The organism is Aeromonas sp. s2, assembly GCF_040907935.1.
Classification (GTDB): domain Bacteria; phylum Pseudomonadota; class Gammaproteobacteria; order Enterobacterales; family Aeromonadaceae; genus Aeromonas; species Aeromonas dhakensis.
In genome coordinates, this window is the sequence record NZ_JBFOCR010000020.1 from 78,686 (window position 1) to 103,156 (window position 24,471).

A 24,471-nucleotide genomic window follows, 5' to 3' on the forward strand; every position below is an offset into this window, starting at 1 on the left:
CGTCCGTTTCACGAACAGGAATTTTTTACATGAAAACCGCACAGGAAATCCGCGCTGGTAACGTAGTCATGATCGGCACCGAGCCGATGGTGGTCCAGAAGGCTGAATTCAACAAATCCGGCCGTAACTCCGCCGTGGTCAAAATGAAGCTGAAAGGCCTGCTGAACGGCAGCGCCACCGAGACCGTCTTCAAGGCCGACGACAAGCTGGACGTTGTTCAGCTGGAACGTAAAGAGTGCACCTACTCCTACTACTCCGACCCGCTGTACGTATTCATGGATACCGAATACAACCAGTACGACGTCGAGAAAGACAACCTGGGTGACGCGCTGAACTACCTGGTAGACGGCATGGAAGATCTGTGTGAAGTGACTTTCTACAACGAGAAAGCCATCTCCGTAGAACTGCCGACCACCATCGTGCGCGAAGTTGAGTACACCGAGCCGGCTGCCCGTGGCGACACCTCCGGTAAAGTGACCAAGCCTGCCCGTCTGAAGGGCACCACCTACGAGCTGGCCGTTGCCGCCTTCGTAGAGATCGGTGACAAGATCGAAATCGATACCCGCACCGGTGAGTTCAAGCGTCGCGTCAACTAAGTTGACCCCTTGGATCAGTGGTAAAAAAGCGAGCCGTCGGCTCGCTTTTTTTATGGGCGCATCGGCCCCCTGGCTGTATTCACGGCGCAAACATGGCTAAATGAAGCATGCTGGCTTGTGCCATCCAACCGGAGCGCCCCATGACATCCCTGCACAAAGCGCTGTTGCTGCTGTTGACCCTGCTACTGCTGGCGCTCTCCGGCTGGCAACCCTATGACAGGGCGACCTGGCTGATGGAGATCGCGCCCGTGCTCATCGCCATGCCGCTGCTTGTCCTGACGCACCGCTCTTTTCCGCTCACCAGCCTGCTCTATCTGTGCATCACCCTGCACGCCATGGTGCTGATGCTGGGCGGCGCCTACACCTACGCCCGCGTCCCGCTCGGGTTCGAACTGCAGCAGTGGCTCGAGTTCGGTCGCAACCCCTATGACAAGATTGGCCACTTCTTCCAGGGCTTCGTGCCCGCCCTGGTGTGCCGGGAGATCCTGCTGCGCGGAGATTATGTGCAGGGCCGGCGCATGCTGGCGTTTCTGGTGGTCTGCGTGGTGCTCGCCATCAGCGCCACCTACGAGTTCATCGAGTGGGGAGCCGCCCTTGCGCTTGGCCAGGGGGCGGATGAGTTTCTCGGCACCCAGGGCGATCCCTGGGATACCCAGTCAGACATGTTCTTCGCCCTGATTGGCGCCGTCAGCGCCCTGCTGCTGCTCTCCCCCCTGCACGACCGCCAGCTGGCCGGGCTGGCCAGCCTCAAGCGACCGCCACGCTAGCGCTGCCACTTCCCCCTTCAGAAAACCGGCCTGGTGCCGCTAACCCGAATAACCGGGGGAGCGCACTATGGCCAGACTGTTCTTATCACTGCTGTTACTGACCCTGCTGGCAGGCAACCCCTTGCAGGCCAGCGAGGGCACACCGCTCACGCCCCTCGACTACTGGCAGAACAGTGACTGGCAGGGGCTGCCCAACAGCACCCAGATCGACAAGCAGACGGTGCTGTTCGCCAAGCACGACAGCGACAGCTACGTGGGGCTCGCCATCCTCTTGCCCGACTGGCAGCGCAGCGGCCAGCTGTGGCAGCTGACCCGGGCCCTCGGCCGGCTCGGCTTCGACACCCTGCTGCTGCTCCCCTCGCCGCAGCAAACCGAATTTGACCCCGCCGCCGAGAAGAAACAGCAGGCCATAGACGACTTTCGCAAGCAGTTCGCCACCCGCATCAGCAAGCTGGGAGATGCCAAGCTGCAGGAGGGGGGCTTCAAGCTGATACTGGCGCAAGGCACAGGTGCCGCCTGGGCCACCAACCTCATCGCCAGCGAACAGCTGCCCGCCCCCGATGCGCTGGTGCTGCTCGACGGCTTTTTCCCTGACCAGCAGAGCAACCAGATCTTCGCCAAGGAGATCGCCCAGGCCACCATGCCGACCCTCGACCTCTATCAGGAGGATGGCGGACGCTGGCCGCTGCTGGCCGCCGAGGCGCGCAGAAGCGAGAGCCGCCGCAGCCACAAGCTCAACTACCGCCCCTACGCCCTGCTGGAGCTGGATGAAACGCCAACCCGGATCCAGGGCTGGCTCACCCACCTCGGCTGGCTCTGACACCAAAAATGCCGCCTGTCTCACATCCGGCGCGATTGCCAAGGCCTTGAGGTGCAGCAAACTGGCCCTCGGCCGCCGATGTTTGGCATCATGGACGCCTCAACGGCAGGAGGCTTCATGCAGCAAATTGTGTTTCTCGACAGCGATACCCTGGATACCGGCATCACCCTGCGCCACCCCGACTTTCCCCACCACTGGCAGAGCTACCCGAGCACGGCCCCCGAGCAGGTGGTAGAGCGACTCAAAGACGCCAGCATCGCCATCATCAACAAGGTACGCATCGGCGCAGCCGAGCTGGCCCAGCTGCCGGAGCTCAGACTCATCGCGCTGGCGGCCACCGGCAGCGACAACGTGGATCTGGAGGCGTGCCGCGCCGCCAACGTCGGCGTCTGCAACATCCGCAACTACTCGGGCCCCTCGGTGCCGGAGCACGCCATGGCGCTGATGCTGGCCCTGGCGCGCAACCTCTTCTGCTGGCGCCAGTCGCTGCTGGAGGGGCGCTGGCAGCAGAGCGGCCAGTTCTGCTTCTTCGATCACCACATCACGGATCTGCACGGCAAGCGGCTCGGCATCATCGGCAAGGGGACGCTCGGTCAGGCCCTAGGCGAGCGGGCCAGGGGGATCGGCATGGAGGTGCGTTACGCCCAGAGCCAGGTCGGTGCCAGCCACGACGAGGATCGGCTGCCGCTGGACGAGCTGTTGCAAAGCGCGGACGTCATCAGCCTGCACTGCCCGCTCACCCCCTATACCCGCAACCTCATCGGCGAGCGGGAGTTGGGGCTGATGAAGCCGGGTGCCCTGCTGATCAACGTCGGCCGCGGCGGTCTGGTGGACGAGGAGGCCCTGCTGCGAGCGCTGGCCAACGGTCGCCTCGGCGGCGCCGGTTTCGACGTGGCGAGCGTCGAACCGCCGCCCCCCGACCACCCCTTGATGAAGGCGCTGCAGTACCCCCACTTCATCCTCACCCCTCACGTGGCCTGGGCCAGCGAGGAGTCGATGCAGCGCCTCGCCGATCAGCTCATCGACAACATCAACGCCTTCGCCGAGGGGCGCCGCCAGCACCGGCTGGTGTGACCCCTCTGGCGACCAAAACGAGAGAGGGGCCCATCGGCCCCTCTCTCAATGCTGGCTGCGATCAATCATCGTCATGCCATCTGTGTTTCTTGTGCTTCTTGTGTTTCTTGTAGTGCCTGTGGTCATCGTCGTAGTAGCGATCGTTGCTCTTGTGGCCATCCCCGGTCTTGGCCCCGATGGCAGAGCCGCTGGCCCCGCCGACGCCGGCCCCGATCAGTTGACCCGTGCTGCCACCCACGCTCTTGCCGATGGCGGCCCCGCCCAGCGCCCCGACGGCCCCGCCGAGGGCGGCTTCGTTCTTGTTGCCCTTGTTGGCCGTGGCCGCGCCGCCGGCCGCCCCGCCCAGTGCAGCACCCACCAGGGCGCCGGTGTCACCGCCCAGCTCCTTGCCGATCATGGTGCCGGCCACGCCGCCCGCACCGCCGCCCAGGATGGTATTGAGTGTCTCCGAGGCCTGCGCTACGCCGCTGACCAGCAGCAGTGAGCCCAACAGGGCCAGGGCGCGCATGCCGTGCTTGTTCATCTCCATGGGGTACTCCTGTCAAACCTGATTAATTTCCCCGAACTATACGATTCCCGGCAAAGGGCGCCACTGTCGCAGCAGAGCGACACCCGGCCTGGCACGACCTGCCGCGCTGACCAAATCAGGCTTAACCTTTTGAATTTGCTTACTAAAAAACAGATGTTGTGAAATAGCAGCAGAGGCAGTCGCCGACCCCCCGGGCAGAGCACCTCCGCTCACCCATGATCGATATGACAGGATCTGTCAGCATCTCCGTCCGGCCGGGGCCACTGCGTCAGCGACCAGCCGTCGCGCCCCAGCCGCTTGCTCCGGTAGAGGCACTCGTCGGCCCGCTCGAACAGCAGAGCCCCGTCCTCCGGGCAGTGGGCGCCGCCCACGCTCAGGGTCACCGCCTCGTGAAACTCGCGCCAGCGCTGGTTGCGCACCCTGGTCAGCAGCCGGGTCAGCCCCGCTTCCAGCTCGCTGCGCGGCCAGGGCAGCAGGGCAGCAAATTCGTCCCCCCCGATCCGGAAGACGCCGCCGCTGCCAAGCTCGCTCACCAGCAGCTCGGCCACCCGGCAGAGCACGCCATCTCCCACCGCATGCCCCCAGCTGTCGTTGATGCGCTTGAAGTGATCCACGTCGAACAGCAGCAGCCAGTGGGGTGTCGCGCGCTCTTCCAGCTCGGCGCGACGCTGGGTGAAGGCCCGCCGGTTCATGATGCCGGTGAGGGGATCGTGCAGCAGCGCATCCTGCCCCTGCAGAAAACTCGCCCGCACCTGATCTATCTCGCTGAGGCTGTCGTGTACGAACCAGGTCTTCAGCCGGCCGGGTCTCCTGGCCTGGGTCGGATCCCGCACTATGCCGGTCAGCGAGCCCGCCACCAGCGCCTGCTCCTGATTGAACACCCGCACCAGAAAGTTGATGCTGCAAAACCAGATGGCAAACAGCAGGAGCAGCGGCAGCGCCACCATCAGCAGGGCTTCTTCAAGGTCGTCATGAAACAGCCTTGGCGGCAGATAGATGTTGAGATCCCAGTCGATATCCTCCAGCTCGCGGCGCAGATGGCTGCCGTGCCAGATCACCGCCAGCCCCTTGTCCGCACCGCCCGGCTCGGCCGCTGACGGCTGATAGAGCCCCATGTTGCTGCCCACCACCAGCTTTCCGCTTTCCCGCGCACTGATGTAGATGGCAGCCCGGTTGCTGCCCATGGCCCGCTGCAACGCCTGTTCGATGGTGTTGAAGGACATGTCGACCATCAGCAGGCCGAGCAGTTGATCATCCAGCCCCTTTACCCGCTTGATGAGGGTCAGGATCGGCTTTTGGGTGTCGAACGCCGGATAGGGGCCGAGCCAGACGAGATCCGCCCCCGGCATCGACAACGCCTGATACCAGGGCCGGCTGGCGGCACGATACTCGACCGGCTGCTGCCAGGCCGGGTAGCTGCTGAGGCGATCCGTCTGCGGGTGATAGAAGTAGATGTAGTGGCTGTCCCGTTTGATCTGGTGGGCGATGGCCCAGAGCGGGTTGTCGGCCGGCTCGCCGCGGGCGATGGCGGCCTTGTCCAGCGACGCCTCCAGCACGGCGATCTGACGCTGGTTGGCCAGCACCAGCTCGTGGATCAGGGCTGCTTCGAGGGAGGAGAGCATGTGACCGTAGCCGGTCACCGTCTTGTCGATGCTGCGCAGATAGCTGGCCATCGCCAGGGTGAGGGTGACCACCAGCACCAGGGCCCCCAGCAAGAGGGTAAACGAGGTCAACAGATAATAACGCCGACTAACCAACCACTGGATCATCAACACTCCGCAACAAAAACTGGAATGCGAGAATTTTATGGTGCTCAAACGGAATTATTCATTGATTGATATCAGCCGGATTTCGGCTAACTGACAAAAAACACATAAACGTGATACTGCTCATCCATACGGTAGATATGTATATCAACAAAAAGTAAAAACAGTGACCACTGTGCGTTGACGGCTAACCCGCAAGAGGGTGTTATAGTCTACAACTCGAGCAATCGGAGCCGGATGGCCTTGCCAAGGATCACCGAAGACGATTCCCCGTCAAACAAAGGAGATGTTATGAGCAGTCCGTTTATCGAACAGATCAAAGTACGTCGTACCATCTATGCCCTGGGTGACCAGGTTTCCCATACGCCGGAGCAGCTGACCGCCCTCATCCAGGACGCCATCAAGCACAGTCCCTCCTCGTTCAACTCCCAGAGCTCCCGCGCCGTCATCCTGTTTGGTGCCCAGCATCACAAGCTGTGGGATATCGTCAAGGCAGAGCTGAAGAAGATCGTGCCGCCGGAAGCCTACGCCCAGAGCGAAGCCAAGGTGAATGGCAGCTTCCGCGCAGGTGTCGGCACAGTGCTGTTTTTCGAAGATACCGACGTCATCAAGGAGCTGCAGCAAAAATTCGCCCTCTACGCCGACAACTTCCCCATCTGGTCGGAACATGCCACCGGCATCGCCCAGTTTGCGGTCTGGACCACCCTGGCCCAGGAGAAGATCGGCGCCTCCCTGCAGCACTACAACCCGCTCATCGACGAGGCGGTGCGCAAGGAGTGGAACCTGCCCGCCAGCTGGCTGCTGCGCGCCCAGATGCCCTTTGGCAGCATCCAGCAACCGGCCGGTGACAAGACCTTCATGGACGACGCCGTGCGTTTTCGCGTGTTCAAGTAATAGTCCCATCGTCAGTCAGGCCCCCGCTCGCGGGGGCTTTTTGTTGTCAGGTGAGCAGCGTCAGCTGCAGACCCTCAGCCTCCACCACTACGCTCACCTGGCGCCAGTCCTGGATCAGGGCGCTGATGCCGGGACTGAGCCGCTGCCTGCCCCCCACCTGTACCACCCGGCAACCCGCCCGCAGGGAGCTGCTGATGCCGGCGGGCGCATCTTCAAACACCAGGCAATCGGCCGCAGCCAGCCCCAGACGCTCGGCCGCCAGCAGGTAGGGGGCGGGATCCGGCTTGCCGTGTTCCACATCCTCGGCCCCCACCAGCAGGGCGGACTGCGGCAGACCGGCGCTGCGCAATCGATGCCTGGCCACCCGCTGACTGGCGGAGGTCACCACTGCCCAGCGCTCGACGGGCAAATCCGCTAGCAGGGTCCGGGCGCCGGCGAGGGCCTCGGCCTGGCCGGTGTGATGGATCTCCAGCTCGTCGAGCAGGGCCACCTCCTGTGCCAGGTCGAGCTGCGGGGCCAGGGTGCGGATCACCTCCCGCGAGCGCACCCCGTGGCACATGGCCAGTACCGGCTCGGGCGCCAGCTGATGGCGGCGACACCAGAGCCGCCACACCGTCTCCACCTCGCCGGTGGAGTGCACCAGGGTGCCATCCATGTCCAGCAGCAGGGCGCGGGCCCGCAGCGTGAGTATGCTCATGAAACGGCTCCGGCCACGGCGGGTTCGGCCCCGGCCAGAATATCGCCGAAGGCCCGCCGCTGGGCAGCCTGCTCATAACAGGCCAGCGCCTGCTCGGCATTGCTCGCCCAGACTTGCAGGGGACCCACCGCAAAGCCCTGCTGCAACAGGCTGGTCAGCAGCTCCCCCGTCTCCGGCGCAGCAAGCGGCTGGGCCAGCACCAGATCTCCCTTGATCAAAAACAGATAGCGTTCGGCAGGCATGAATGACTCCTTGTTAGCAAGCTGACGGGGCCGACAGGGCCCGCTTCAGGTCTATTAGAACAAGGCAGTTAGATAATTTATAATCACAAAATGGCCACTTTCGATAACCAAACAGAATGAAATTCGATTTGAGACAGCTGCAGGCCTTCGTGACCCTGGCGGAGACCGCCAACTACCGGGAGGCCGCCAACCGCCTGTTCATCACCCAGCCGGCCCTCACCAAGCAGATCCAGGGGCTGGAGCAGACCCTCGGCAGCACCCTGTTCAACCGGGGGCGTCACGGCGCCGAGCTGACCGCCATCGGCACCCAGCTGCTCACCCAGGCCAGGGCGCTGGTCGAGCATGGCAAGGGCTTTGAGCGCCACGCCCTGGCGCTGGCCAGCGGCATTGCCGGACGACTCAAGATTGGTTTCGGGCTGTCGAGCTTTGCGCTGGCGCCGGCGCTGGTGGCCCGCTTCAAACAGCAGGCCCCCGATGTGATGGTGCACCTGCAGGACATGACCTCCGCTATCCAGCAAGAGCGGCTGCTGTCGGGCCAGCTGCAGCTTGGCTTCATGCGCCGGCCACAGGCCCCGCAGCTTAGGGAGCACAGGCTGCTGACCGACCGGCTGGTGCTGGCGGTGCCGACCCAGATGACGCAGCCGGATCCGGCCGCCTTCGACATCGAGCAGGCCTTGGCCAGCCAGCCATTGCTGCAGATGGTGGGGCACCGCTGCCCCGGTCTCAGCCAGCAGATCGCCGGCTTCCTCGGCGCCAACCGGCTGACCGGCATGGTGCAGGAGGCAGAGGATATCCAGACCCTGGTGGCGCTGGTGGCCGCCGGCATCGGCAACGCCATCCTGCCGCGTAGCGTCAGCTTCATCGCGGGCCGGGACGTCACCCTCTATCCCCTCTCCGGCCCCTGCTCCGAGTGGGAGATAAGCCTGGTGTGGAACCCCGACTTTGCCGACCCGATCCGCGATCGTTTCTTGCAACTGGTCGTCGATGCCCATCCCGAACCGCAGCCGGCCGGGCAACAGCGTTAACAGCAAGCAGAATCGTTCATAGAGAACAGGGTCGCAGGCAGGATAAAACGAGGAATATCAGGGGGATGGCAGGGCACTGCAGCTGACGCTGTGGCAGCGATTCTTGCCCCCCTGCTTGGCCAGATAGAGCGCCATGTCGGCGGCGCTCAGCAACTCCTCCTCCGAGACGCGGGCCTGCTGCGGCAGCAGGGTGGCGATGCCGACGCTGGCGCTGAGCCTAAGGGTGTCCGCCCCCTGGATCAGCAGCTCGCCGATGCCGAGGCGAATGGCCTCCCCCATGCGGGCGGCGGCCTCGGCCCCGGTGTTGCCGAGGATCAGGGCAAACTCGTCGCCGCCGAAACGGCTCGGCAGATCGGTGGCTCGCTGGCAAAAGGTGCTCAGCAGCCGGCCCACCTGCTGCAAGAAGTCATCCCCCACCTGATGGCCGAAATGGTCGTTGCACAGCTTGAAGTTGTCCAGATCCAGCATGATGAAGGAGAGCGGGGTCTGTTCGCGCATGCTGCGCCGCCACTCGTTGTGCAAGAAGCTGTTGAACAGTCGTCGGTTGGCCAGCCCGGTCAGCGGGTCGTGCAGGGAGAGGTAGGCCATGTCCAGCTCCTGCAGCTTGCGCTCCGTGACGTTGATGTGGCTGATGGTGTAGAACTCGACCTCGATACCCGGAATGGCGGAGACCCGCATCATGAACCAGCGCTGGGTGTCCGGGCTGTGACAGGGGTACTCCAGATGAAAGTGCTGCTGTTCATGGCGCAGCACCCGCCGGATCCCCTCCGCCGCCATCAGGGCCAGCGGCTCCACCGAGTTGTCGCACACCCGCAAGTAGTTGACCCCCAGCCAGTCATAGCCTGCCGGCATGCCGTTCTGCTCGGCAAAGCGATTCCAGGCGAGGTTGGTGTAGTGGATGACGCCATCCCGGTCGATCACCGAGATCTGCTCCTCCAGCGAATTGAGCAGCGCGGCCAGGTATTGCGCCCGATCGGAGAAGTGAAACAGTGAGCCCTGAAAATAGTCCGCCATGACCGCACTCCTCACCCAAAAACGGCGCCCCCGGCATGGCCGCGACAACCGGAGCCATCCCGGCCCGCCCGTGTGTTGCCAATGACCGGGGCCACACCTGCCATGACCCGACCAGCAAGATAATGATAGATGATCAACGACTTGAGTCGGCCCCCGGGTCCGCTAGTGGCCACACCACTGCCGCTCGCAGGGGATGCCGTCGCCCTCGCCGTCCATCCTGGTATTGGGGCAGTTTCGCAAAAACCAGGTCGCCTCCTCGCAGGAGGTCATCTGGGAGCAGTACTGCCGACCGTCGCACTGGCGGACGAAATTGGCGGTCTGCTGCGGGGTGTCCGAACTGTCGGCCTCTGCCTGGCTGAACGCGGAAGTGGAGGTAGGTGAGACCGACTCGGCCGAAAAACGGGAGTAGAGGGAGAAGATCCCGACCAGCACCAGCAGCGGGATGAGCTTGCCGCGCCAGTGGCTGCGGCGCCGGTAGGCGGGGCGAGGACGCGTGTGCTGCGGGGTAGACCCGCTGCCCGCCGGAATGCGACTGCCCTCCGACATGCGGCGGGCCGCCGGCGCGGGTCGACTCTCGTTGCCGTCTGCCAGCGACAGGGGGCGCTCGGGGAAAAACACCTGCTCGGCCCTGGGCTTGCCATCCTGGCCAGCCCCCACCAGGTAGGAGACCCGCTCTCCCGCCATGGGCGGCAGGCCGTCACACCTCAGTGCCGAGATGTGCACGAACAGTTCGGCCCCTTTCGGGGCTCCCTCGCCCTGCTCGGGCGCGATAAAACCAAAGCCGCGCGCCTCGTTCCAGCGCACGATCCGTCCCTGATAACGCATGTCCCCATCCTTGTGGCCATCGATGCTCGCTTCATGTTGCCCAAAATGGCTGCGGCCCGACAGGGGGCCGCAGACAAAATGTCAAAACAGTGAGCAAGCTCCGCCTGCGGCCGGGATCAGGCCAGCTGGGCCACCTTGATGATCTCGGCGATGCGGCCGAGCAGACGCAGCGAGGCGTGGTGTTCGTTGGCATCAGCCGCCGCGCAGGCATCTTCCAGGATGGTGATGGCGTAATCCCGATCGTGACCCTCCCGCGCCGCCGCCTGAATAGCCCAGCCGGTGCTCACCCCGCACAGATAGAGGTGCTCGATGCGATTGGCCCGCAGCGCCGGCTCCAGCGCCGTGCCGTAGAAGGGGCTGACCCTGGGCTTGGTCAGCACCAGATCGCCGGGTCGCACGTCCAGATCAGGGTGAAAGTCGGTGCCGCTATCGCCAAGCGACAGCGCCCCGAACTGGTGAGCCCGGCCAAACATGGGGGAACCCTTGGGCTGCAGCAGATAGTGCGGGTCAAAGCCCACCTTGATCTGCACCACCAGCCAGCCGTGGGCGCGGGCATGGGCCAGCGCCTGGTTGGCGTGCGCGATGGCGTCCTGCTCCAGCACATGGGCCGCCGAGGCGGCGATGCGCCCGTCCGGGTGGGCGATGTCGTTGATGAAGTCGATCACCAGCAATGCCTTGTTCATGGGCTCTCCTCCCTCATGATGGCGCCACGCGCCTTAAACCAGCCCCAGCGCATAGCGTAGCGCCATCTCCTTGAGCGGGCCCGCCTTGTCCGCCAGATTGAGGGCCAGGTTGCGAGCCAGCTTGAGGGGGCCTATCTCGTTGCTGAAGACACCGTAGAAGAGATCCATCCCCGACTGCATCAGCAGGTTGTCCGGGCGACGCCGCCGTTCATAGCGGGTCGCCAGCTCGGGCTTGTGCCACTCGGCACCGGCACTTTGCAACAGATCCGCCCAGCAGGCCACATCCTTGAAGCCGAGGTTGACCCCCTGCCCCGCCAGCGGGTTGATGGTGTGGGCGGCATCGCCCAGCAACAGCACCCGGCCGGCGTGGTAGTCGTTGGCGTGGCGGCGCACCAGCGGGAAGCTCCCCTTGCCAGTCACGGAAAAACCACCGAGGCGAGCTGGGAAGTGGCGGCGCACCTCGGCCGTCAACCCCTCGTTGCTCATGGCCGCCAGCGCCCGGATGCGGGCCGGACTGTCATACCAGACCAGGGAACCGTGCCAGCCCGGCAGCGGCAGGAAGGCGCGAGGGCCGCTCGGGGTGAACTGCTGCCAGGTGATGTCTTCCTGCTCGAAGTCGGTGTCGATGTTGATCAGCATGCAGTGCTGGCGGTATTCAAAACGCGACACCCCGATGCCGGCCAGCTGGCGGGTGCGGGATTCGGCGCCATCGCAGGCCAGCACCCAACGGGCGGCCAGCTCGCTGCCATCATCCAGGGTCAGCACCGCCTCGTCCGCGCCCTGGCGCAGGCTGGTCACCGCTGCCGGAGTGTGGGTCTGGATGTTGGGGAAATCTTCCATGCGCCTGAGCAGCGCCAGCTGCACCAGCCGGTTCTCGATAATGTAACCAAGCTGGGGCAAGCCGAGGTCGGCGGCGTTGAAGCGGGTGGCGAAGCCGTCCAGCTCCCAGGTCTCCAACCGGCGATAGGGGCACAGCCGCATCTGTTGCAGGTGCTGCCAGGCACCGGCCTGCTCCAGCAGCGCCACCGAGGCCTGACTGATGGCGGAGACCCGCAGATCCAGCGGCTGCTCGGGGGCGTACTGCTCCGGCAACCGGGTCTCGATGACCCGGATGGAGAGGCCCTGCGCCGCCAGCAGACAGGCGGTGGCGGCGCCGACCATGCCGGCCCCGACGATGGCGATATCACACTGTTCCATAACTTGATTCCTGCAAGGGGTGGGCCCGGACAAGGGGAGAGCGCAGCCGGACCGAATGGTCACATGATACCGCAAGGGGCGCCGAGAAACAGTGAAGGCCGTGGAGAATTAGTGCGCCAAATCAAGGAGAAAGCCGATGCCTCTCGGGGCGGCTACGGCTGCGTTCCGGCCATGGCGGGCTGGATATTTGCTAGGCAGCCTCCGGATTGCGGAGTAAAATGCCCGGTCCTTTGACCATGCCGCATTCAAAACAAGTCAAGAGAAGCAATGAGCAAGAAACTTCACATTAAAACCTGGGGCTGCCAGATGAACGAGTACGACTCGTCCAAGATGGCCGACCTGTTGGATGCCAGCAATGGCTACACGCTGACCGAAGAGCCCGAAGAGGCAGACGTCTTGCTGCTCAACACCTGCTCCATTCGCGAAAAGGCGCAGGAGAAGGTGTTCCACCAGCTGGGACGCTGGAAAAAACTGAAAGCGAACAAGCCCGGTCTGGTGATCGGCGTGGGCGGCTGTGTCGCCTCCCAGGAGGGGGACAACATTCGCACCCGCGCCCCCTATGTGGACATAGTGTTCGGTCCGCAGACCCTGCATCGCCTGCCCACCATGATCAAGCAGGTCCAGGAGGGGCGTGGCGCCCAAGTGGACGTCGCCTTCCCCGAAATCGAGAAGTTCGACAGCCTGCCCGAGCCGCGCGCCGAAGGGGCGACCGCCTTCGTCTCCATCATGGAAGGCTGCTCCAAATACTGCTCCTTCTGCGTGGTGCCCTACACCCGCGGCGAGGAGGTGAGCCGTCCGCTCGACGACGTGCTCTATGAGATCGCCCAGCTCGCCCAGCAGGGCGTGCGCGAAGTGAATCTGCTCGGTCAGAACGTCAACGCCTACCGGGGCCCGACCTTCGACGGCGGCATCTGCACCTTCGCCGAGCTGCTGCGACTGGTGGCCGCCATCGACGGCATCGACCGCATTCGCTACACCACCAGCCACCCCATCGAGTTCACCGACGACATCATCGAGGTCTACAAGGACACCCCGGAAGTGGTCAGCTTCCTGCACCTGCCGGTGCAGAGCGGCTCCGACCGCATCCTGACCATGATGAAGCGCCCGCACACCGTGCTGGAGTACAAGTCCAAGATCCGCCGCCTGCGCGCCGCCCGTCCCGACATCACCATCAGTTCCGACTTCATCGTCGGCTTCCCGAACGAGACGGACGAGGATTTCGAGGCCACCATGAAACTCATCGAGGATATCAACTTCGACATGAGCTTCAGCTTCATCTACAGCCCGCGCCCCGGTACCCCGGCCGCCGACCTGCCCGATGACGTCGACATGGAGGTGAAGAAAGCCCGCCTGAGCCGCCTGCAGCACGTCATCAACAACCAGGCGATGCAGATTGGCCGCGCCATGCTGGGCTCCACCCAGCGCATCCTGGTGGAAGGGCCCTCCAAGCTCGATCCCATGCAGCTGTGCGGCCGCACCGAGAACAACCGGGTGGTCAACTTCGAAGGCCCGCACACCCTGATCGGCGGCTTTGCCGACGTGGAGATCACCGAGGTGCGCCCCAACTCCCTGCGCGGCAAGTTCCTGCGCGGCGAGAACGAGATGAACCTGCGCATCGCCACCGCCCCGAGCGAAATCCTGGCCCGCCGCCCGGACAACGTACCGGACCAGCTGGGCGTGGCCGCCTTCACTCCCCACTAATCTGTTCACCCCATCCGGCCCCGGCCGGATGGGGTCGCGTCAAGACGAGGACACTTTGAGCCGACACCTCTCGACCCTGAATCTGCATCTGGAACCCGCCGACAACCAGCGTCTCGCCAGTCTGTGCGGCCCGTTCGATGACAACATCAAACAGCTGGAGCGCCGCCTCGGCGTCGAGATCAGCTACCGCGACAACCACTTCCAGCTGCTGGGCAAGCAGGCCCAGGTGGACGCGGCCGCCGTCATCATCAAGCACCTCTATGTGGAAACCCAGCCGCTCAAGGGCGGCAAGGTGACCGACATCACCCCCGACATGGTCCATCTGGCCATTCAGGAGTCGCGGGTGCTGGAGCAGGATGACGAGCCGGCGCCGAGCATCCCCTACGGCAAGGAGGTGACGGTCAAGACCAAGCGTGGCCTCATCAAGCCGCGTAGCCCCAACCAGGCCCAGTACATCGCCAATATCGTGCGCCACGACATCTGCTTCGGCATAGGCCCTGCAGGAACAGGCAAGACCTATCTGGCGGTGGCGGCGGCGGTGGATGCGCTGGAGCGTCAGGAAATTCGCCGCATTCTGCTGACCCGTCCGGCGGTGGAAGCGGGCGAGAAGCTCGGCTTCCTACCCGGCGATCTCTCCCAGAAGGTGGATCCCTACCTGCGCCCGCTCTACGACGCCCTGTTCGAGATGCTGGGCTTTGAGCGGGTGGAGAAGCTGATGGAGCGCAACATCATCGAAGTGGCGCCGCTCGCCTACATGCGCGGCCGCACCCTCAACGACGCCTTCATCATCCTGGACGAGGCCCAGAACACCACCACCGAGCAGATGAAGATGTTCCTGACCCGCATCGGCTTCAACTCCAAGGCGGTGGTCACCGGTGACATCACCCAGATAGACCTGCCCCGCAACCAGAAGTCGGGCCTGCGCCACGCGCTGGAAGTGCTGCAGAATGTCGACGGCCTGTCGTTCAACTTCTTCCAGTCCGCCGACGTGGTGCGCCACCCTGTGGTGGCCCGCATCGTGCAGGCCTACGAGGCGTTCGATGCCAAACAGGCGGCCGACAAAATCGCCACCCACACCAGTAAAGAGAGTGCCCAATGAGCGTGACCCTGGATCTGCAACTGGCCAGTGCCAGCACCGACGGCCTGCCGAGCGAGGCCCAGCTGCAGGGCTGGCTCGACGGCACCATTCTCGGCTTCCAGCAGGAGGCCGAAGTGACGGTGCGCATCGTCGACGAGGCGGAGAGCAACGAGCTCAACCTCACCTATCGCGGCAAGGACAAGCCCACCAACGTGCTCTCCTTCCCGTTCGAGGCGCCGCCCGGTCTGGAACTGCCGCTGCTGGGCGATCTGGTGATCTGCCGCCAGGTGGTGGAGCGCGAAGCCATTGAGCAGGGCAAGCCGCTGATGGCCCACTGGGCCCATATGGTTGTGCACGGCAGTCTCCATCTGCTAGGTTATGACCATATCGAGGATGACGAGGCCGAAGAGATGGAAGCGCTCGAGCGCGACATCATGCAGGGGCTCGGTTTCGCCGATCCTTATCTGAACGACGAAGAGTAAACCGCGGGATGGTCATCGCCTTGAAACAGCCGATGGTCATCCTCATATAGCCACAACGATTTCAAGTGTGTTCATACGAGTAACCAAGAGAGAAAATGACCGACGATCACCCTAGTACCGGCTCGCCGAAGAAAACCTGGCTCGACAAACTCAGCCAACTCTTCCAGGGCGAGCCAAAAGACCGCAACGATTTGGTGGAAGTGATAGCCGACGCCGAAGAGCGCGATCTCATCGATCAGGACACCAAGGACATGATCGAGGGGGTGCTCGAAATTGCCGAGCTGCGCGTGCGCGACATCATGATCCCCCGCTCCCAGATGGTGACCATCGAGAAATCCCAGCCGGTGGACGAGATCCTGCCGGTGATCATCGAGTCGGGCCACTCCCGCTTCCCGGTGATCAACGAGGACAAGGATCACGTGGAGGGCATCTTGCTCGCCAAGGATCTGCTGCCGTTCGGGTTCGGCGGCCACCACGCCAGCGAACCGCTGCAACTGGAGAATATCCTGCGCCCCACGGTGATCGTGCCCGAGAGCAAACGGGTCGACCGGCTGCTCAAGGAGTTTCGCGAAGAGCGCTACCACATGGCCATCGTGGTGGACGAGTTCGGCGGCGTCTCCGGTCTGGTGACCATCGAGGACATCCTTGAGCTCATCGTCGGCGAGATCGACGACGAATTCGACGACATCGAGGACGAGCCGGACGAGATCCGCCGCATCAGCAAACGGGTCTTCTCGGTGAGCGCCCTCACCGAGATCGAGGATTTCAACGACTTCTTCGGCACCCAGTTCAGCGATGAAGAGGTGGATACGGTCGGCGGTCTGGTGATGCACGCCTTCAGCCACCTGCCCAAGAAGGGCGAGGAGATCGAGCTGGACGGCTACCTGTTCAAGGTGATGCATGCCGACAAGCGTCGTCTGCAGCAGCTGCAGGTGAAGATCCCCGACAACCATGTCGCGGCCCAGTCCGAGGCCCAATAAGCCCTGGTTCGAGTCAACAGCGCCCCGCCCGTCGGGGCGCTGTTCGTTTGGCCACATGTCCCCTGTTTCCCACCGACTACCGGGCCCGTCATCACCCTTTTATCCCCTCGCTTCGGGCCGTCGGCCGGGAGGCTCGCCGTTGACCGCCTTTACGGGTTAAGATACCGGCCATTCAACCCATAGCAGTCCAATCCGAGCCTCATCGCCCGTGAAATTACAGCCCGCAAAATCGAAACTTCTGACCAGCCTGTTTGCCATGGCCTCTGGCGCCATCGCCGTGCTGGCCTTCTCCCCCTTCAACTACTGGCCGCTGGTGATCCCGTCCCTGCTCGGCCTCTACGCCCTGCTGGACAAGGCCACCCCCAAGCAGGCGGCCTGGCGCGGCTTTGGCTACGCCATGGGGCTGTTTTTGCCGGGGCTGTGGTGGATCCACGTCAGCATGACCATGTTCGGCGGCATCGCCCTGCCGGTCGCCTTCGTGCTGCTGGCCGGGTTGTCGGCCTATCTGGCGCTCTATCCGACCCTGGCCTGCTGGCTGTTTGCCCGTTTCTTCCGCGAACGTCACTGGAGCCGCTGGCTGCTCGCCTTCCCGGCGCTCTGGCTGATGGCCGACTGGCTGCGTGGCTGGGTGATGACCGGCTTCCCCTGGCTCTGGTTTGGCTACAGCCAGATCGACGGGCCGCTCAAGGGCTTTGCCCCCATCCTCGGCGTACAGGGCATCACCCTCGCGCTGTTGCTGACCGCCTCCGCCCTCTGGCTGCTCTGGCAGAGCCGCAAACCGGCCTGGCTGCTGGTGCCGGTGGCCCTGGTGGGCGCCGCCCAGGGGCTGATGCAGCTCAACTGGGTGACCCGCGGTGAACCGGTCAAGGTGGCGCTGGTGCAGGGCAACATCGAGCAGTCCCTCAAGTGGGATCCGGAGGCCCTGGTGCCGACGGTGCGCAAGTATCAGGATCTGAGCCGCGAGAACCAGGATGCCGACATCATCGTCTGGCCGGAATCCGCCATCCCGGCCATCGAGAAGGAGATGGGCAACTACCTGGAGAGCCTGGACAAGGCGATGAAGGTGAACGATACCGGCCTGCTGGCGGGGATCATCCACTACGATCTCGAGCAGCAGCGCTTCTTCAATACCGTGCTCGGCATGGGGGTGCAGGATGCGGAAGGCAAGGAGTCCTACTACTACCAGCACAAGAACCGCTACTACAAATATCACCTGCTGCCCATCGGCGAATTCGTGCCGTTTGAAGATCTGCTGCGCCCCATCGCGCCCTTCTTCAACCTGCCCATGTCCTCCTTCAGCCGCGGGGACGAGGTGCAGCCGAACCTGATCGCCAAGGGGCTCAAGTTTGCCGCCGCCATCTGCTACGAGATCATCTTCCCGGACGAGGTGCGCCGCAACGTGCAGCCGGATACCGACTTCCTGCTGACCGTCTCCAACGACGCCTGGTTCGGCACCAGCATCGGCCCCTGGCAGCACATGGAGATCGCCCGCATGCGTGCCCTCGAGCTGGCCCGCCCGCTGCTGCGCGACACCAACACCGGCATCACCATAGTCACCGAGATCGACGGCAGCATCATCGCCCAGATCCCGCAGTTCGAGGCTGGCGTGCTGCGCACCGAGGTGCGTCCCGCCCACGGCGTGACCCCCTATCTGCGCTTTGGCAGCTGGCCCATGTACGGCATCGCCGCCCTGCTGCTGGCGCTGGGACTGGGGCTGCGCCCCCGTGCCCACCCCTGGGCGCGCAAGGGCTGAGGCAACACAAGGCAGATAAACAAGAGAGGCGCCCAGGGGCGCCTCTCTTCTGTTCAGTCTGATACCCGCTCAGAACCTGTTCAGGCTCTGCAACGAGAGGTCGTCAGCAAGGTAAAGAGCAGCGCAGGAACCGGAGCGTATAGATATACGTGAGAACTATCGGTTACAAGCAAGCGAGCAGTACATGAGCCTTGATCACGGCCTCGCAGTAAGAGTGTGGACAGGTTCTCAGGGCGAGAGCGGCTCACGGTGATACTCATCGGCCCCGCACTCGGGGCAGGTGCCAAGCTGTTCCGGGTGCAGCACGGTATGGCGCCACTCGCAGTGATCGCACACCAATACCCCGAGCCCCACCCAGTCACCGGCCCGGTAGACCCCCTTGTGCTCCAGCTCGTCCGCCAGCTCCTGCCACTCCACCTGGGTGCGGTCGGTCACGTCCGCCAACCAGGACCAGGCGGTGTCTTTGAGCGCCAGCATGAAGGCAGACTCCTCCACCTGCTCATCCTTGCGCCCCTCGTCATAGTTGCCCAGATCCCGCTTCACATACTCAGCGATCAGCGCCAGCTCGTCCTGGGTCAGATCCCCGGCCGCCTCCAGATAGGCCTGTACCTTGGCGATCATCCGGTTGAGGCGCTCCCCCTGGAACTGTTCTGTCTCTTGCCACTGCTTCTGCAGTTCGGCAATGAAGGCTTCGTACCCTTTTTGACGTTTGTCCATGGCCGTTACTCCTCTACTGAACCCTGATCGAGCCCGGCTTAAGGCCCGAGGGACGCTGGCGGTTGTTGCCGCCGCAGGATATGGGTATTCTATTGCGATTTCCCAGCTGATTTATCTATCCATTTCACAGATCCGGATGTCACCAATGCAAGAGCAATACGTTCCCCAATCCATAGAACCAGCAGTGCAAAAGCACTGGGATGCCAAGAAAACCTTCAAGGCGGTGGAGAAAGTAGACAAGGAAAAGTTCTACTGCCTCTCCATGTTCCCCTATCCGTCTGGTCGTCTACACATGGGGCACGTTCGCAACTACACCATAGGTGATGTGATCTCCCGTTATCAACGCCTCAATGGCAAGAACGTGCTGCAACCCATTGGTTGGGACGCCTTCGGCCTGCCGGCGGAAAACGCCGCCATCAAGAACAACACGGCGCCGGCGCCCTGGACCTACGAAAACATCGAATACATGAAGAACCAGCTGAAGATGCTGGGTCTGGGTTATGACTGGGATCGCGAGCTGGCTACCTGCAAGCCGGACTACTACCGCTGGGAGCAGTGGTTCTTCACCAAGCTCTACGAGAAGGGTCTGGTCTACAAGAAGACCTCCTCCGTCAACTGGTGCCCGAACGACATGACGGTGCTGGCCAACGAGCAGGTTGTCGACAACTGCTGCTGGCGCTGTGACACCCCGGTGGAGCAGAAAGAGATCCCCCAGTGGTTCATCAAGATCACCGACTACGCCGAAGAGCTGCTGAACGACATCGACAACCTCGAAGGCTGGCCTGAGATGGTCAAGACCATGCAGCGCAACTGGATTGGCCGCTCCGAAGGGGTCAACATCAGCTTCGCCATCGAGGATCAAACTGAGCATCTCGAGGTCTACACCACCCGTCCGGACACCTTCATGGGCGTGACCTATGTGGGCATCGCCGCCGGTCACCCGCTGGCGCTGCAGGCTGCCGAAAGCAATCCGGAGCTGGCCGCCTTTATCGAAGAGTGCAAGAACACCAAGGTGGCCGAAGCCGAGCTCGCCACCATGGAGAAAAAGGGCATGGCCACCGGCCTCTACGCCATTCACCCGCTGGATGGCCGCAAGGTGCCGGTCTGGGTCGCCAACTTCGTGCTGATGAACTACGGCACCGGCGCCGTGATGGCGGTACCGGGTCACGACCTGCGTGACCACGAATTCGCCACCAAGTACGGCCTCGAGATCAAGCCGGTCATCAAGCAGGCCGACGGTGAAGCGCCGAACGTGATCGAAGCCGCCTACGCCGAGAAGGGTGTGCTGTTCAACTCCGGCGAGTTCGACGGCCTCGACTTCCAGGGCGCTTTCGATGCCATCGCCAACAAGCTGGAAGCCCTCGGCCACGGCAAGCGCACCGTCAACTACCGTCTGCGCGACTGGGGTGTCTCCCGTCAGCGCTATTGGGGCGCCCCCATCCCGATGCTGACCCTGGCTGACGGCACCGTCGTGCCGACCCCGGAAGATCAGCTGCCGGTGCTGCTACCGGAAGACGTGGTGATGGATGGCATCCAGAGCCCGATCAAGGCCGACGCCGAGTGGGCCAAGACCACCTACAACGGCCAGGAAGCGTTCCGCGAGACCGATACCTTCGACACCTTTATGGAGTCCTCCTGGTACTACGCCCGCTACTGCTCCCCGGACTACGACAAGGGCATGCTGGATCCGGCTGCTGCCAACCACTGGCTGCCGGTGGATCAGTACATCGGCGGCATCGAACACGCCTGTATGCACCTGCTCTACGCCCGCTTCTTCCACAAGCTGCTGCGTGATGCGGGCCTGGTGAACAGCGACGAGCCGTTCAAGCGCCTGCTCTGCCAGGGCATGGTGCTGGCTGACGCCTTCTACTACAAGGACGAGAAGGGCGGCAACGTCTGGGTCAGCCCGCTCGACGTCAAGGTTGAGCGCGACGACAAGGGCCGCATCACCAAGGCGGTCGACCTCGAAGGCCGTGAAGTGATCCACTCCGGCATGACCAAGATGTCCAAGTCCAAGAACAACGGCATCGACCCGCAGCTGATGGTGGAGCGTTACGGCGCCGATACCGTCCGTCTGTTCATGATGTTCGCCTCCCCGGCCGAGATGACCCTGGAGTGGTCCGACTCCGGCGTAGAGGGTGCCCAGCGCTTCCTGCGCCGCCTGTGGCGCATCACCTTCGAGCACGTCTCTGGTGGCGCCGTTGCCGCGCTGGATCTGGCCGCCCTCACCAGCGACCAGAAAGCCGTGCGCCGCGAGCTGCACAAGACCATCGCCAAGGTGAGCGACGACGTGGGTCGCCGTCAGACCTTCAACACCGCCATCGCCGCCATCATGGAGCTGATGAACAACCTGGCCAAGCTGGGCAGCGATGCTCAGGATCGCGCCCTGATGCAGGAAGCGCTGGAAGCTGTGGTGGTCATGCTCTACCCCATCACCCCGCACATCGGCTTCGAGCTGTGGAAGATGCTGGGCAAGGGCGACGACATCGATCACGCGGCATGGCCGGTGGCCGACGAGGCCGCCATGGTCGAGACCGAGAAGCTGGTAGTGGTGCAGATCAACGGCAAGATGCGCGGCAAGTTGACCGTGCCGGCCGAGATAAGCCAGGCCGACGTCGAGAAGCTGGCCATGGCCGATGCCTCCGTGCAGAAGTTCACCGACGGTCTGACCGTGCGCAAGGTGATCTACGTGCCGGGCAAGCTGCTCAACATCGTAGCCAACTGATGCCATATCGCTTACTGGCAACCGGGTACCGGTTCGGGTCGACGCAACTGCGTCGCCAACGGAGCGGTTGCCAAGCGGTCACAGCAAACGGATGATAACGGCGGGCCCTGCGCCCGCCGCTCTTCACTTCATGCAAAGAGGATTTTCTATGGGCACCACCCTCACCCGCTGGATGGCCATCCTGCTGACCGGTCTGCTGCTGCAGGCCTGCGGCTTCCAGATGCGCGGCACCGCCATCCCGCCCGAGTTGATGACCATGAAGGTGGTCGGTGACAACAAGAGCGACTTCTACCGGCTGGTCACCACCCGCCTCAAGGCCGCTGGCGTCGAACTCGCCGACAAGGAGGGCATTCCGGTGCTGACCCTGTCCGGCGTCGGCAGCACCAGTCAGGTCGCCTCCGTCGACTCCATCGGCCAGGCCCGTGAGTACGTGCTGGGCTACAACACCCAGTTCACCGTCTCCATGCCGGGCAAACCGACCCAGGTTTTCCCCATCGCCTTCAACCGCAGCTTCCTGAACAAGCCGGACGCGGCGCTTGCCTCCTCCCGCGAGCAGGAGCAGCTCGGCAAGGAGATGCAGGAGCAGGCCGCCAACCTGGTGATCCGCCAGCTCAGTCAGGTCAAATTCTGATGCGCCCATCCTGATGAGAGTGTGTTGATGAGAGTCTATCCCGAGCAGTTTGCGGATCATCTCAAGGCAGGGCTCAAGCCCTGCTATCTCATTTTTGGGGACGAGCCCTTGCTCAAGCTCGAGGCCATCGACGCCGTGCGCCAGGTGGCGCGCAAACAGGGCTTCGATGAGCGCCACAGCTTCGTGGTGGAACAGGGGCTGGACTGGAATCAGGTCTACGATGCCTGCCAGGCCATGAGCCTGTTTTCGGCCCGCCAGATCATCGAGCTGGAGCTGCCGGCCAAGGTCGACAAGGAGTTGGCCGCCCGCATCAGCGAGATCGGCAAGCAGCTGCACCCCGACCTGCTGCTGGTACTTAGCGGCAATCGTCTCAACCAGACCCAGATGAAGGCAGCCTGGTTCGACAAGCTGAGCCAAAGCGGCACCTATGTGCCGGTCAACCACCCCGAGCCCCGCTTCTTCCCGCGCTGGATGAGCGCCCGCTTCCAGCGCTTCGGCCTCAAGGCGCTGCCGGATGCGGTCAACTTCATGTGCCACTCCTACGAGGGCAACCTGCTGGCCGCCAGCCAGGAGATCGAGAAGCTGACCCTGCTCTCGCCGCCCCAACCCATCAGCGTCGCCTATCTGCAGGAGACCATCATCCGCCACGCCCACTTCACCCCGTTCCAGCTCATCGACACCCTGCTGGAAGGGAAGGTGAACCGGGCCCAGCGCATCCTGCTGGCCCTGCGCGCCGAAGGCACCGAGCCCGGCATGCTGGCCTGGACCCTGTGCCGCGAGCTGGAGCAGCTCACCGAGCTGGCGCTGGCGGCCCGCGCCGGTCAGCCGCTGGTGGAGCATTTCAGCCGCCTGCGCATCTGGCAGAGCCGCCAGCAGCTCATTCAACAGGCGCTGACCCGGCTCCCCTTCGCCAAACTGCAGCAGTTGTGGCAGCTGATGGCCCGCCTCGACGACGCCCAGCGTCGCTTCGATACCGAGCAGGCCTGGCTGATGCTGCAGACCATCGCCCTCGGTTTTCGCGATGGCACCCCTTTGCCGCTGGCGGGATCTGACGCATGAGCCAGCCCGTCGACATCCCGGCCATCACCGGAGGGGAACTCATGTTGCAGCCGCCCATCGGCATCCTGGGGGGAACCTTCGATCCCATCCACATCGGCCATCTGCGCCCGGCCATCGAGGCCCGCGACGCCATTGGTCTGGCCAAAGTACGCCTGTTGCCGAACCATATCCCGCCCCACCGCGCCAGCCCCTTCTGCTCGAGCGAGCAGCGTCTGGCCATGGTTGCCCTGGCGGCGGCGGAAAACCCGGGCTTCGTGGTGGATGAGCGGGAGCTCAAGCGCGATACCCCCTCCTGGACCATCGACACGCTGATCGAGCTGAGGAGCGAGCTGCCCGACACCCCGCTCTGCTTTCTGATGGGGATGGACTCCCTGCTGAGCCTGCCAAGCTGGCACCGCTGGCAGGAGCTGCTCGACTACGCCCACCTGGTGGTGAGCACCCGTCCCGGCTGGCAACCGGATTACCCGGCCGAAGTGGTCGCGCTGCTGACCCGCCACCAGGCCCGCGAAGTGGCGGAGCTGCACCGGCTGCGCCACGGCCGCATCTGGCTGGCGGACAACCTGCCCGTCGAGCTGTCGGCCACCCGGCTCAGAGAGCGCTTGGCGGCGGGGGCGGATCCCCGCTATCTGCTGCCGCCGTCGGTGGCGGAGTACATCCGCCAGCAGGGGCTCTATCGACCGGCCTGAACCCGGTTTGCCGGGGTGGTTGTCCGGCGCGGATCGCGCACTATAGTGATCAACAGGGGGCCGTTTTCCGAGCGGGCACGGCCCCTGTTCCACTCCCCTTCACCGGACTGGGAAACGGGAGTGACCATGATATAATCCGCCGCCCTCACGCCGTGAAAGCGCGCCGGAATACAGGAGAGACTCATTGCAAGGCCAAGAACTGCATGCCTTTATCGTCGACAAGATCGATGACATGAAAGGCCGCGACATCATCACCCTCGATGTGCGCGGCAAATCCAGCATCACCGACACCATGATCATCTGCTCCGGCAACTCCAGCCGTCACGTCAGCGCCATTGCCCACCATCTGGCCAGCGAAGCTCGCCATGCCGGGCTCGATCTGCTGAGCGTGGAAGGCCAGCTCACCGGCGAGTGGGTGCTGGTGGATCTGGGCTCCGTCATCGTGCACGTGATGCAGGATGAGCATCGCGATTTCTATCAGCTGGAAAAACTCTGGAGCAACACCGCTCAGGTGAATGCGCAATAAACGA

General features: G+C 63.6%; 25 protein-coding genes. 16 read left to right on the forward strand and 9 right to left on the reverse strand.

The genetic code is table 11. The features are described from left to right. The first annotated feature begins 29 nt into the window (after positions 1-29). From efp to AB5Y81_RS16100, 4 genes are all read left to right on the forward strand, one after another. Positions 30-596, forward strand: coding sequence for an elongation factor P (efp, locus tag AB5Y81_RS16085; protein ID WP_005298294.1), 567 nt, complete (start codon positions 30-32; stop codon positions 594-596). A 140-nt stretch (positions 597-736) separates the two neighbouring features. Next, positions 737-1,363, forward strand: a complete 627-nt coding sequence (locus AB5Y81_RS16090; protein WP_208200707.1) for a DUF2238 domain-containing protein — start codon at positions 737-739, stop codon at positions 1,361-1,363. A 67-nt stretch (positions 1,364-1,430) separates the two neighbouring features. Beyond that, a complete protein-coding gene (locus AB5Y81_RS16095) occupies positions 1,431-2,183 on the forward strand; it encodes a DUF3530 family protein (RefSeq protein WP_005298290.1) in 753 nt (250 codons plus the stop codon). Between the two features lie 117 nt (positions 2,184-2,300). Beyond that, the gene (locus tag AB5Y81_RS16100; RefSeq protein WP_005298289.1) at positions 2,301-3,257 is read left to right on the forward strand and encodes a D-2-hydroxyacid dehydrogenase; all 957 of its coding nucleotides are present in this window, start codon (positions 2,301-2,303) and stop codon (positions 3,255-3,257) included. 61 nt (positions 3,258-3,318) lie between these two features. Here the strand turns inward: AB5Y81_RS16100 and AB5Y81_RS16105 are convergent, their stop codons facing one another. Together AB5Y81_RS16105 and AB5Y81_RS16110 are read right to left on the reverse strand one after the other, a co-directional pair. Beyond that, positions 3,319-3,786 carry a YMGG-like glycine zipper-containing protein gene (locus AB5Y81_RS16105; RefSeq protein WP_065016815.1) on the reverse strand — a complete coding sequence of 156 codons (468 nt, stop codon included), beginning with the start codon at positions 3,784-3,786 and terminating at the stop codon, positions 3,319-3,321. 209 nt (positions 3,787-3,995) lie between these two features. Continuing rightward, positions 3,996-5,555, reverse strand: a complete 1,560-nt coding sequence (locus tag AB5Y81_RS16110; protein WP_208200708.1) for a GGDEF domain-containing protein — start codon at positions 5,553-5,555, stop codon at positions 3,996-3,998. A gap of 288 nt (positions 5,556-5,843) precedes the next feature. Here AB5Y81_RS16110 and AB5Y81_RS16115 point away from each other — a divergent pair, with 288 nt between their 5' ends. After that, on the forward strand, positions 5,844-6,446 hold the full coding sequence (locus AB5Y81_RS16115; RefSeq protein WP_279485414.1) for a nitroreductase family protein: 603 nt from the start codon (positions 5,844-5,846) through the stop codon (positions 6,444-6,446). Positions 6,447-6,492: 46 nt separating this feature from the next. On the opposite strand, the gene AB5Y81_RS16120 is transcribed toward AB5Y81_RS16115, so the two are convergent. Beyond that, entirely contained in the window at positions 6,493-7,143 is a 651-nt protein-coding gene (locus AB5Y81_RS16120; RefSeq protein ID WP_279485413.1) for an HAD-IA family hydrolase, read from the reverse strand. Beyond that, positions 7,140-7,385, reverse strand: coding sequence for a hypothetical protein (locus tag AB5Y81_RS16125; protein WP_017780557.1), 246 nt, complete (start codon positions 7,383-7,385; stop codon positions 7,140-7,142). The genes AB5Y81_RS16120 and AB5Y81_RS16125 overlap by 4 nt, the downstream gene beginning before the upstream one ends. A 116-nt stretch (positions 7,386-7,501) precedes the next feature. Here AB5Y81_RS16125 and AB5Y81_RS16130 point away from each other — a divergent pair, with 116 nt between their 5' ends. Next, positions 7,502-8,410 carry a LysR family transcriptional regulator gene (locus AB5Y81_RS16130; RefSeq protein ID WP_126881290.1) on the forward strand — a complete coding sequence of 303 codons (909 nt, stop codon included), beginning with the start codon at positions 7,502-7,504 and terminating at the stop codon, positions 8,408-8,410. 57 nt (positions 8,411-8,467) lie between these two features. Here the strand turns inward: AB5Y81_RS16130 and AB5Y81_RS16135 are convergent, their stop codons facing one another. From AB5Y81_RS16135 to AB5Y81_RS16150, 4 genes are all read right to left on the reverse strand, one after another. After that, complete coding sequence (locus AB5Y81_RS16135) at positions 8,468-9,424, reverse strand: sensor domain-containing diguanylate cyclase (RefSeq protein ID WP_005298271.1); 957 nt, start codon at positions 9,422-9,424, stop codon at positions 8,468-8,470. A 162-nt stretch (positions 9,425-9,586) separates the two neighbouring features. Beyond that, the gene (locus AB5Y81_RS16140) at positions 9,587-10,249 is read right to left on the reverse strand and encodes an excalibur calcium-binding domain-containing protein (RefSeq protein ID WP_279485412.1); all 663 of its coding nucleotides are present in this window, start codon (positions 10,247-10,249) and stop codon (positions 9,587-9,589) included. Between the two features lie 116 nt (positions 10,250-10,365). Beyond that, the gene (locus AB5Y81_RS16145) at positions 10,366-10,932 is read right to left on the reverse strand and encodes a cysteine hydrolase (protein WP_279485411.1); all 567 of its coding nucleotides are present in this window, start codon (positions 10,930-10,932) and stop codon (positions 10,366-10,368) included. A gap of 33 nt (positions 10,933-10,965) precedes the next feature. Further along, on the reverse strand, positions 10,966-12,129 hold the full coding sequence (locus AB5Y81_RS16150; protein ID WP_279485410.1) for an FAD-dependent monooxygenase: 1,164 nt from the start codon (positions 12,127-12,129) through the stop codon (positions 10,966-10,968). A gap of 267 nt (positions 12,130-12,396) precedes the next feature. Between AB5Y81_RS16150 and miaB the strand changes: the two genes are divergently transcribed. The 5 genes from miaB to lnt all read left to right on the forward strand — a co-directional run bounded on the left by miaB (position 12,397) and on the right by lnt (position 18,123). Then, complete coding sequence (miaB, locus tag AB5Y81_RS16155) at positions 12,397-13,830, forward strand: tRNA (N6-isopentenyl adenosine(37)-C2)-methylthiotransferase MiaB (protein WP_005298264.1); 1,434 nt, start codon at positions 12,397-12,399, stop codon at positions 13,828-13,830. A 55-nt stretch (positions 13,831-13,885) separates the two neighbouring features. After that, positions 13,886-14,929 carry a PhoH family protein gene (locus AB5Y81_RS16160; protein ID WP_279485409.1) on the forward strand — a complete coding sequence of 348 codons (1,044 nt, stop codon included), beginning with the start codon at positions 13,886-13,888 and terminating at the stop codon, positions 14,927-14,929. Continuing rightward, the gene (gene ybeY, locus AB5Y81_RS16165; RefSeq protein WP_279485408.1) at positions 14,926-15,390 is read left to right on the forward strand and encodes an rRNA maturation RNase YbeY; all 465 of its coding nucleotides are present in this window, start codon (positions 14,926-14,928) and stop codon (positions 15,388-15,390) included. Before AB5Y81_RS16160 ends, ybeY begins: the two co-directional genes overlap by 4 nt. Positions 15,391-15,485: 95 nt before the next feature. Then, positions 15,486-16,370: a CNNM family magnesium/cobalt transport protein CorC gene (gene corC / locus AB5Y81_RS16170; protein WP_005298259.1), complete on the forward strand. Its 885-nt coding sequence runs from the start codon at positions 15,486-15,488 to the stop codon at positions 16,368-16,370. Positions 16,371-16,578: 208 nt separating this feature from the next. Next, on the forward strand, positions 16,579-18,123 hold the full coding sequence (lnt, locus tag AB5Y81_RS16175; RefSeq protein WP_025201276.1) for an apolipoprotein N-acyltransferase: 1,545 nt from the start codon (positions 16,579-16,581) through the stop codon (positions 18,121-18,123). 228 nt (positions 18,124-18,351) lie between these two features. Here lnt and AB5Y81_RS16180 read toward each other — a convergent pair whose 3' ends face one another. Beyond that, positions 18,352-18,840, reverse strand: coding sequence for a zinc ribbon-containing protein (locus AB5Y81_RS16180; protein WP_005298255.1), 489 nt, complete (start codon positions 18,838-18,840; stop codon positions 18,352-18,354). A 145-nt stretch (positions 18,841-18,985) separates the two neighbouring features. Here AB5Y81_RS16180 and leuS point away from each other — a divergent pair, with 145 nt between their 5' ends. The 5 genes from leuS to rsfS all read left to right on the forward strand — a co-directional run bounded on the left by leuS (position 18,986) and on the right by rsfS (position 24,467). Next, the gene (gene leuS / locus AB5Y81_RS16185; RefSeq protein WP_279485407.1) at positions 18,986-21,565 is read left to right on the forward strand and encodes a leucine--tRNA ligase; all 2,580 of its coding nucleotides are present in this window, start codon (positions 18,986-18,988) and stop codon (positions 21,563-21,565) included. A gap of 148 nt (positions 21,566-21,713) precedes the next feature. Beyond that, entirely contained in the window at positions 21,714-22,196 is a 483-nt protein-coding gene (gene lptE, locus AB5Y81_RS16190; RefSeq protein WP_005298250.1) for an LPS assembly lipoprotein LptE, read from the forward strand. A 27-nt stretch (positions 22,197-22,223) separates the two neighbouring features. Continuing rightward, positions 22,224-23,255, forward strand: coding sequence for a DNA polymerase III subunit delta (gene holA, locus AB5Y81_RS16195; RefSeq protein ID WP_095592195.1), 1,032 nt, complete (start codon positions 22,224-22,226; stop codon positions 23,253-23,255). A gap of 41 nt (positions 23,256-23,296) precedes the next feature. After that, the gene (gene nadD, locus AB5Y81_RS16200) at positions 23,297-23,941 is read left to right on the forward strand and encodes a nicotinate-nucleotide adenylyltransferase (protein ID WP_279485529.1); all 645 of its coding nucleotides are present in this window, start codon (positions 23,297-23,299) and stop codon (positions 23,939-23,941) included. 184 nt (positions 23,942-24,125) lie between these two features. Beyond that, the gene (gene rsfS / locus AB5Y81_RS16205; RefSeq protein WP_005298244.1) at positions 24,126-24,467 is read left to right on the forward strand and encodes a ribosome silencing factor; all 342 of its coding nucleotides are present in this window, start codon (positions 24,126-24,128) and stop codon (positions 24,465-24,467) included. The last annotated feature ends 4 nt before the right edge of the window (positions 24,468-24,471 follow it).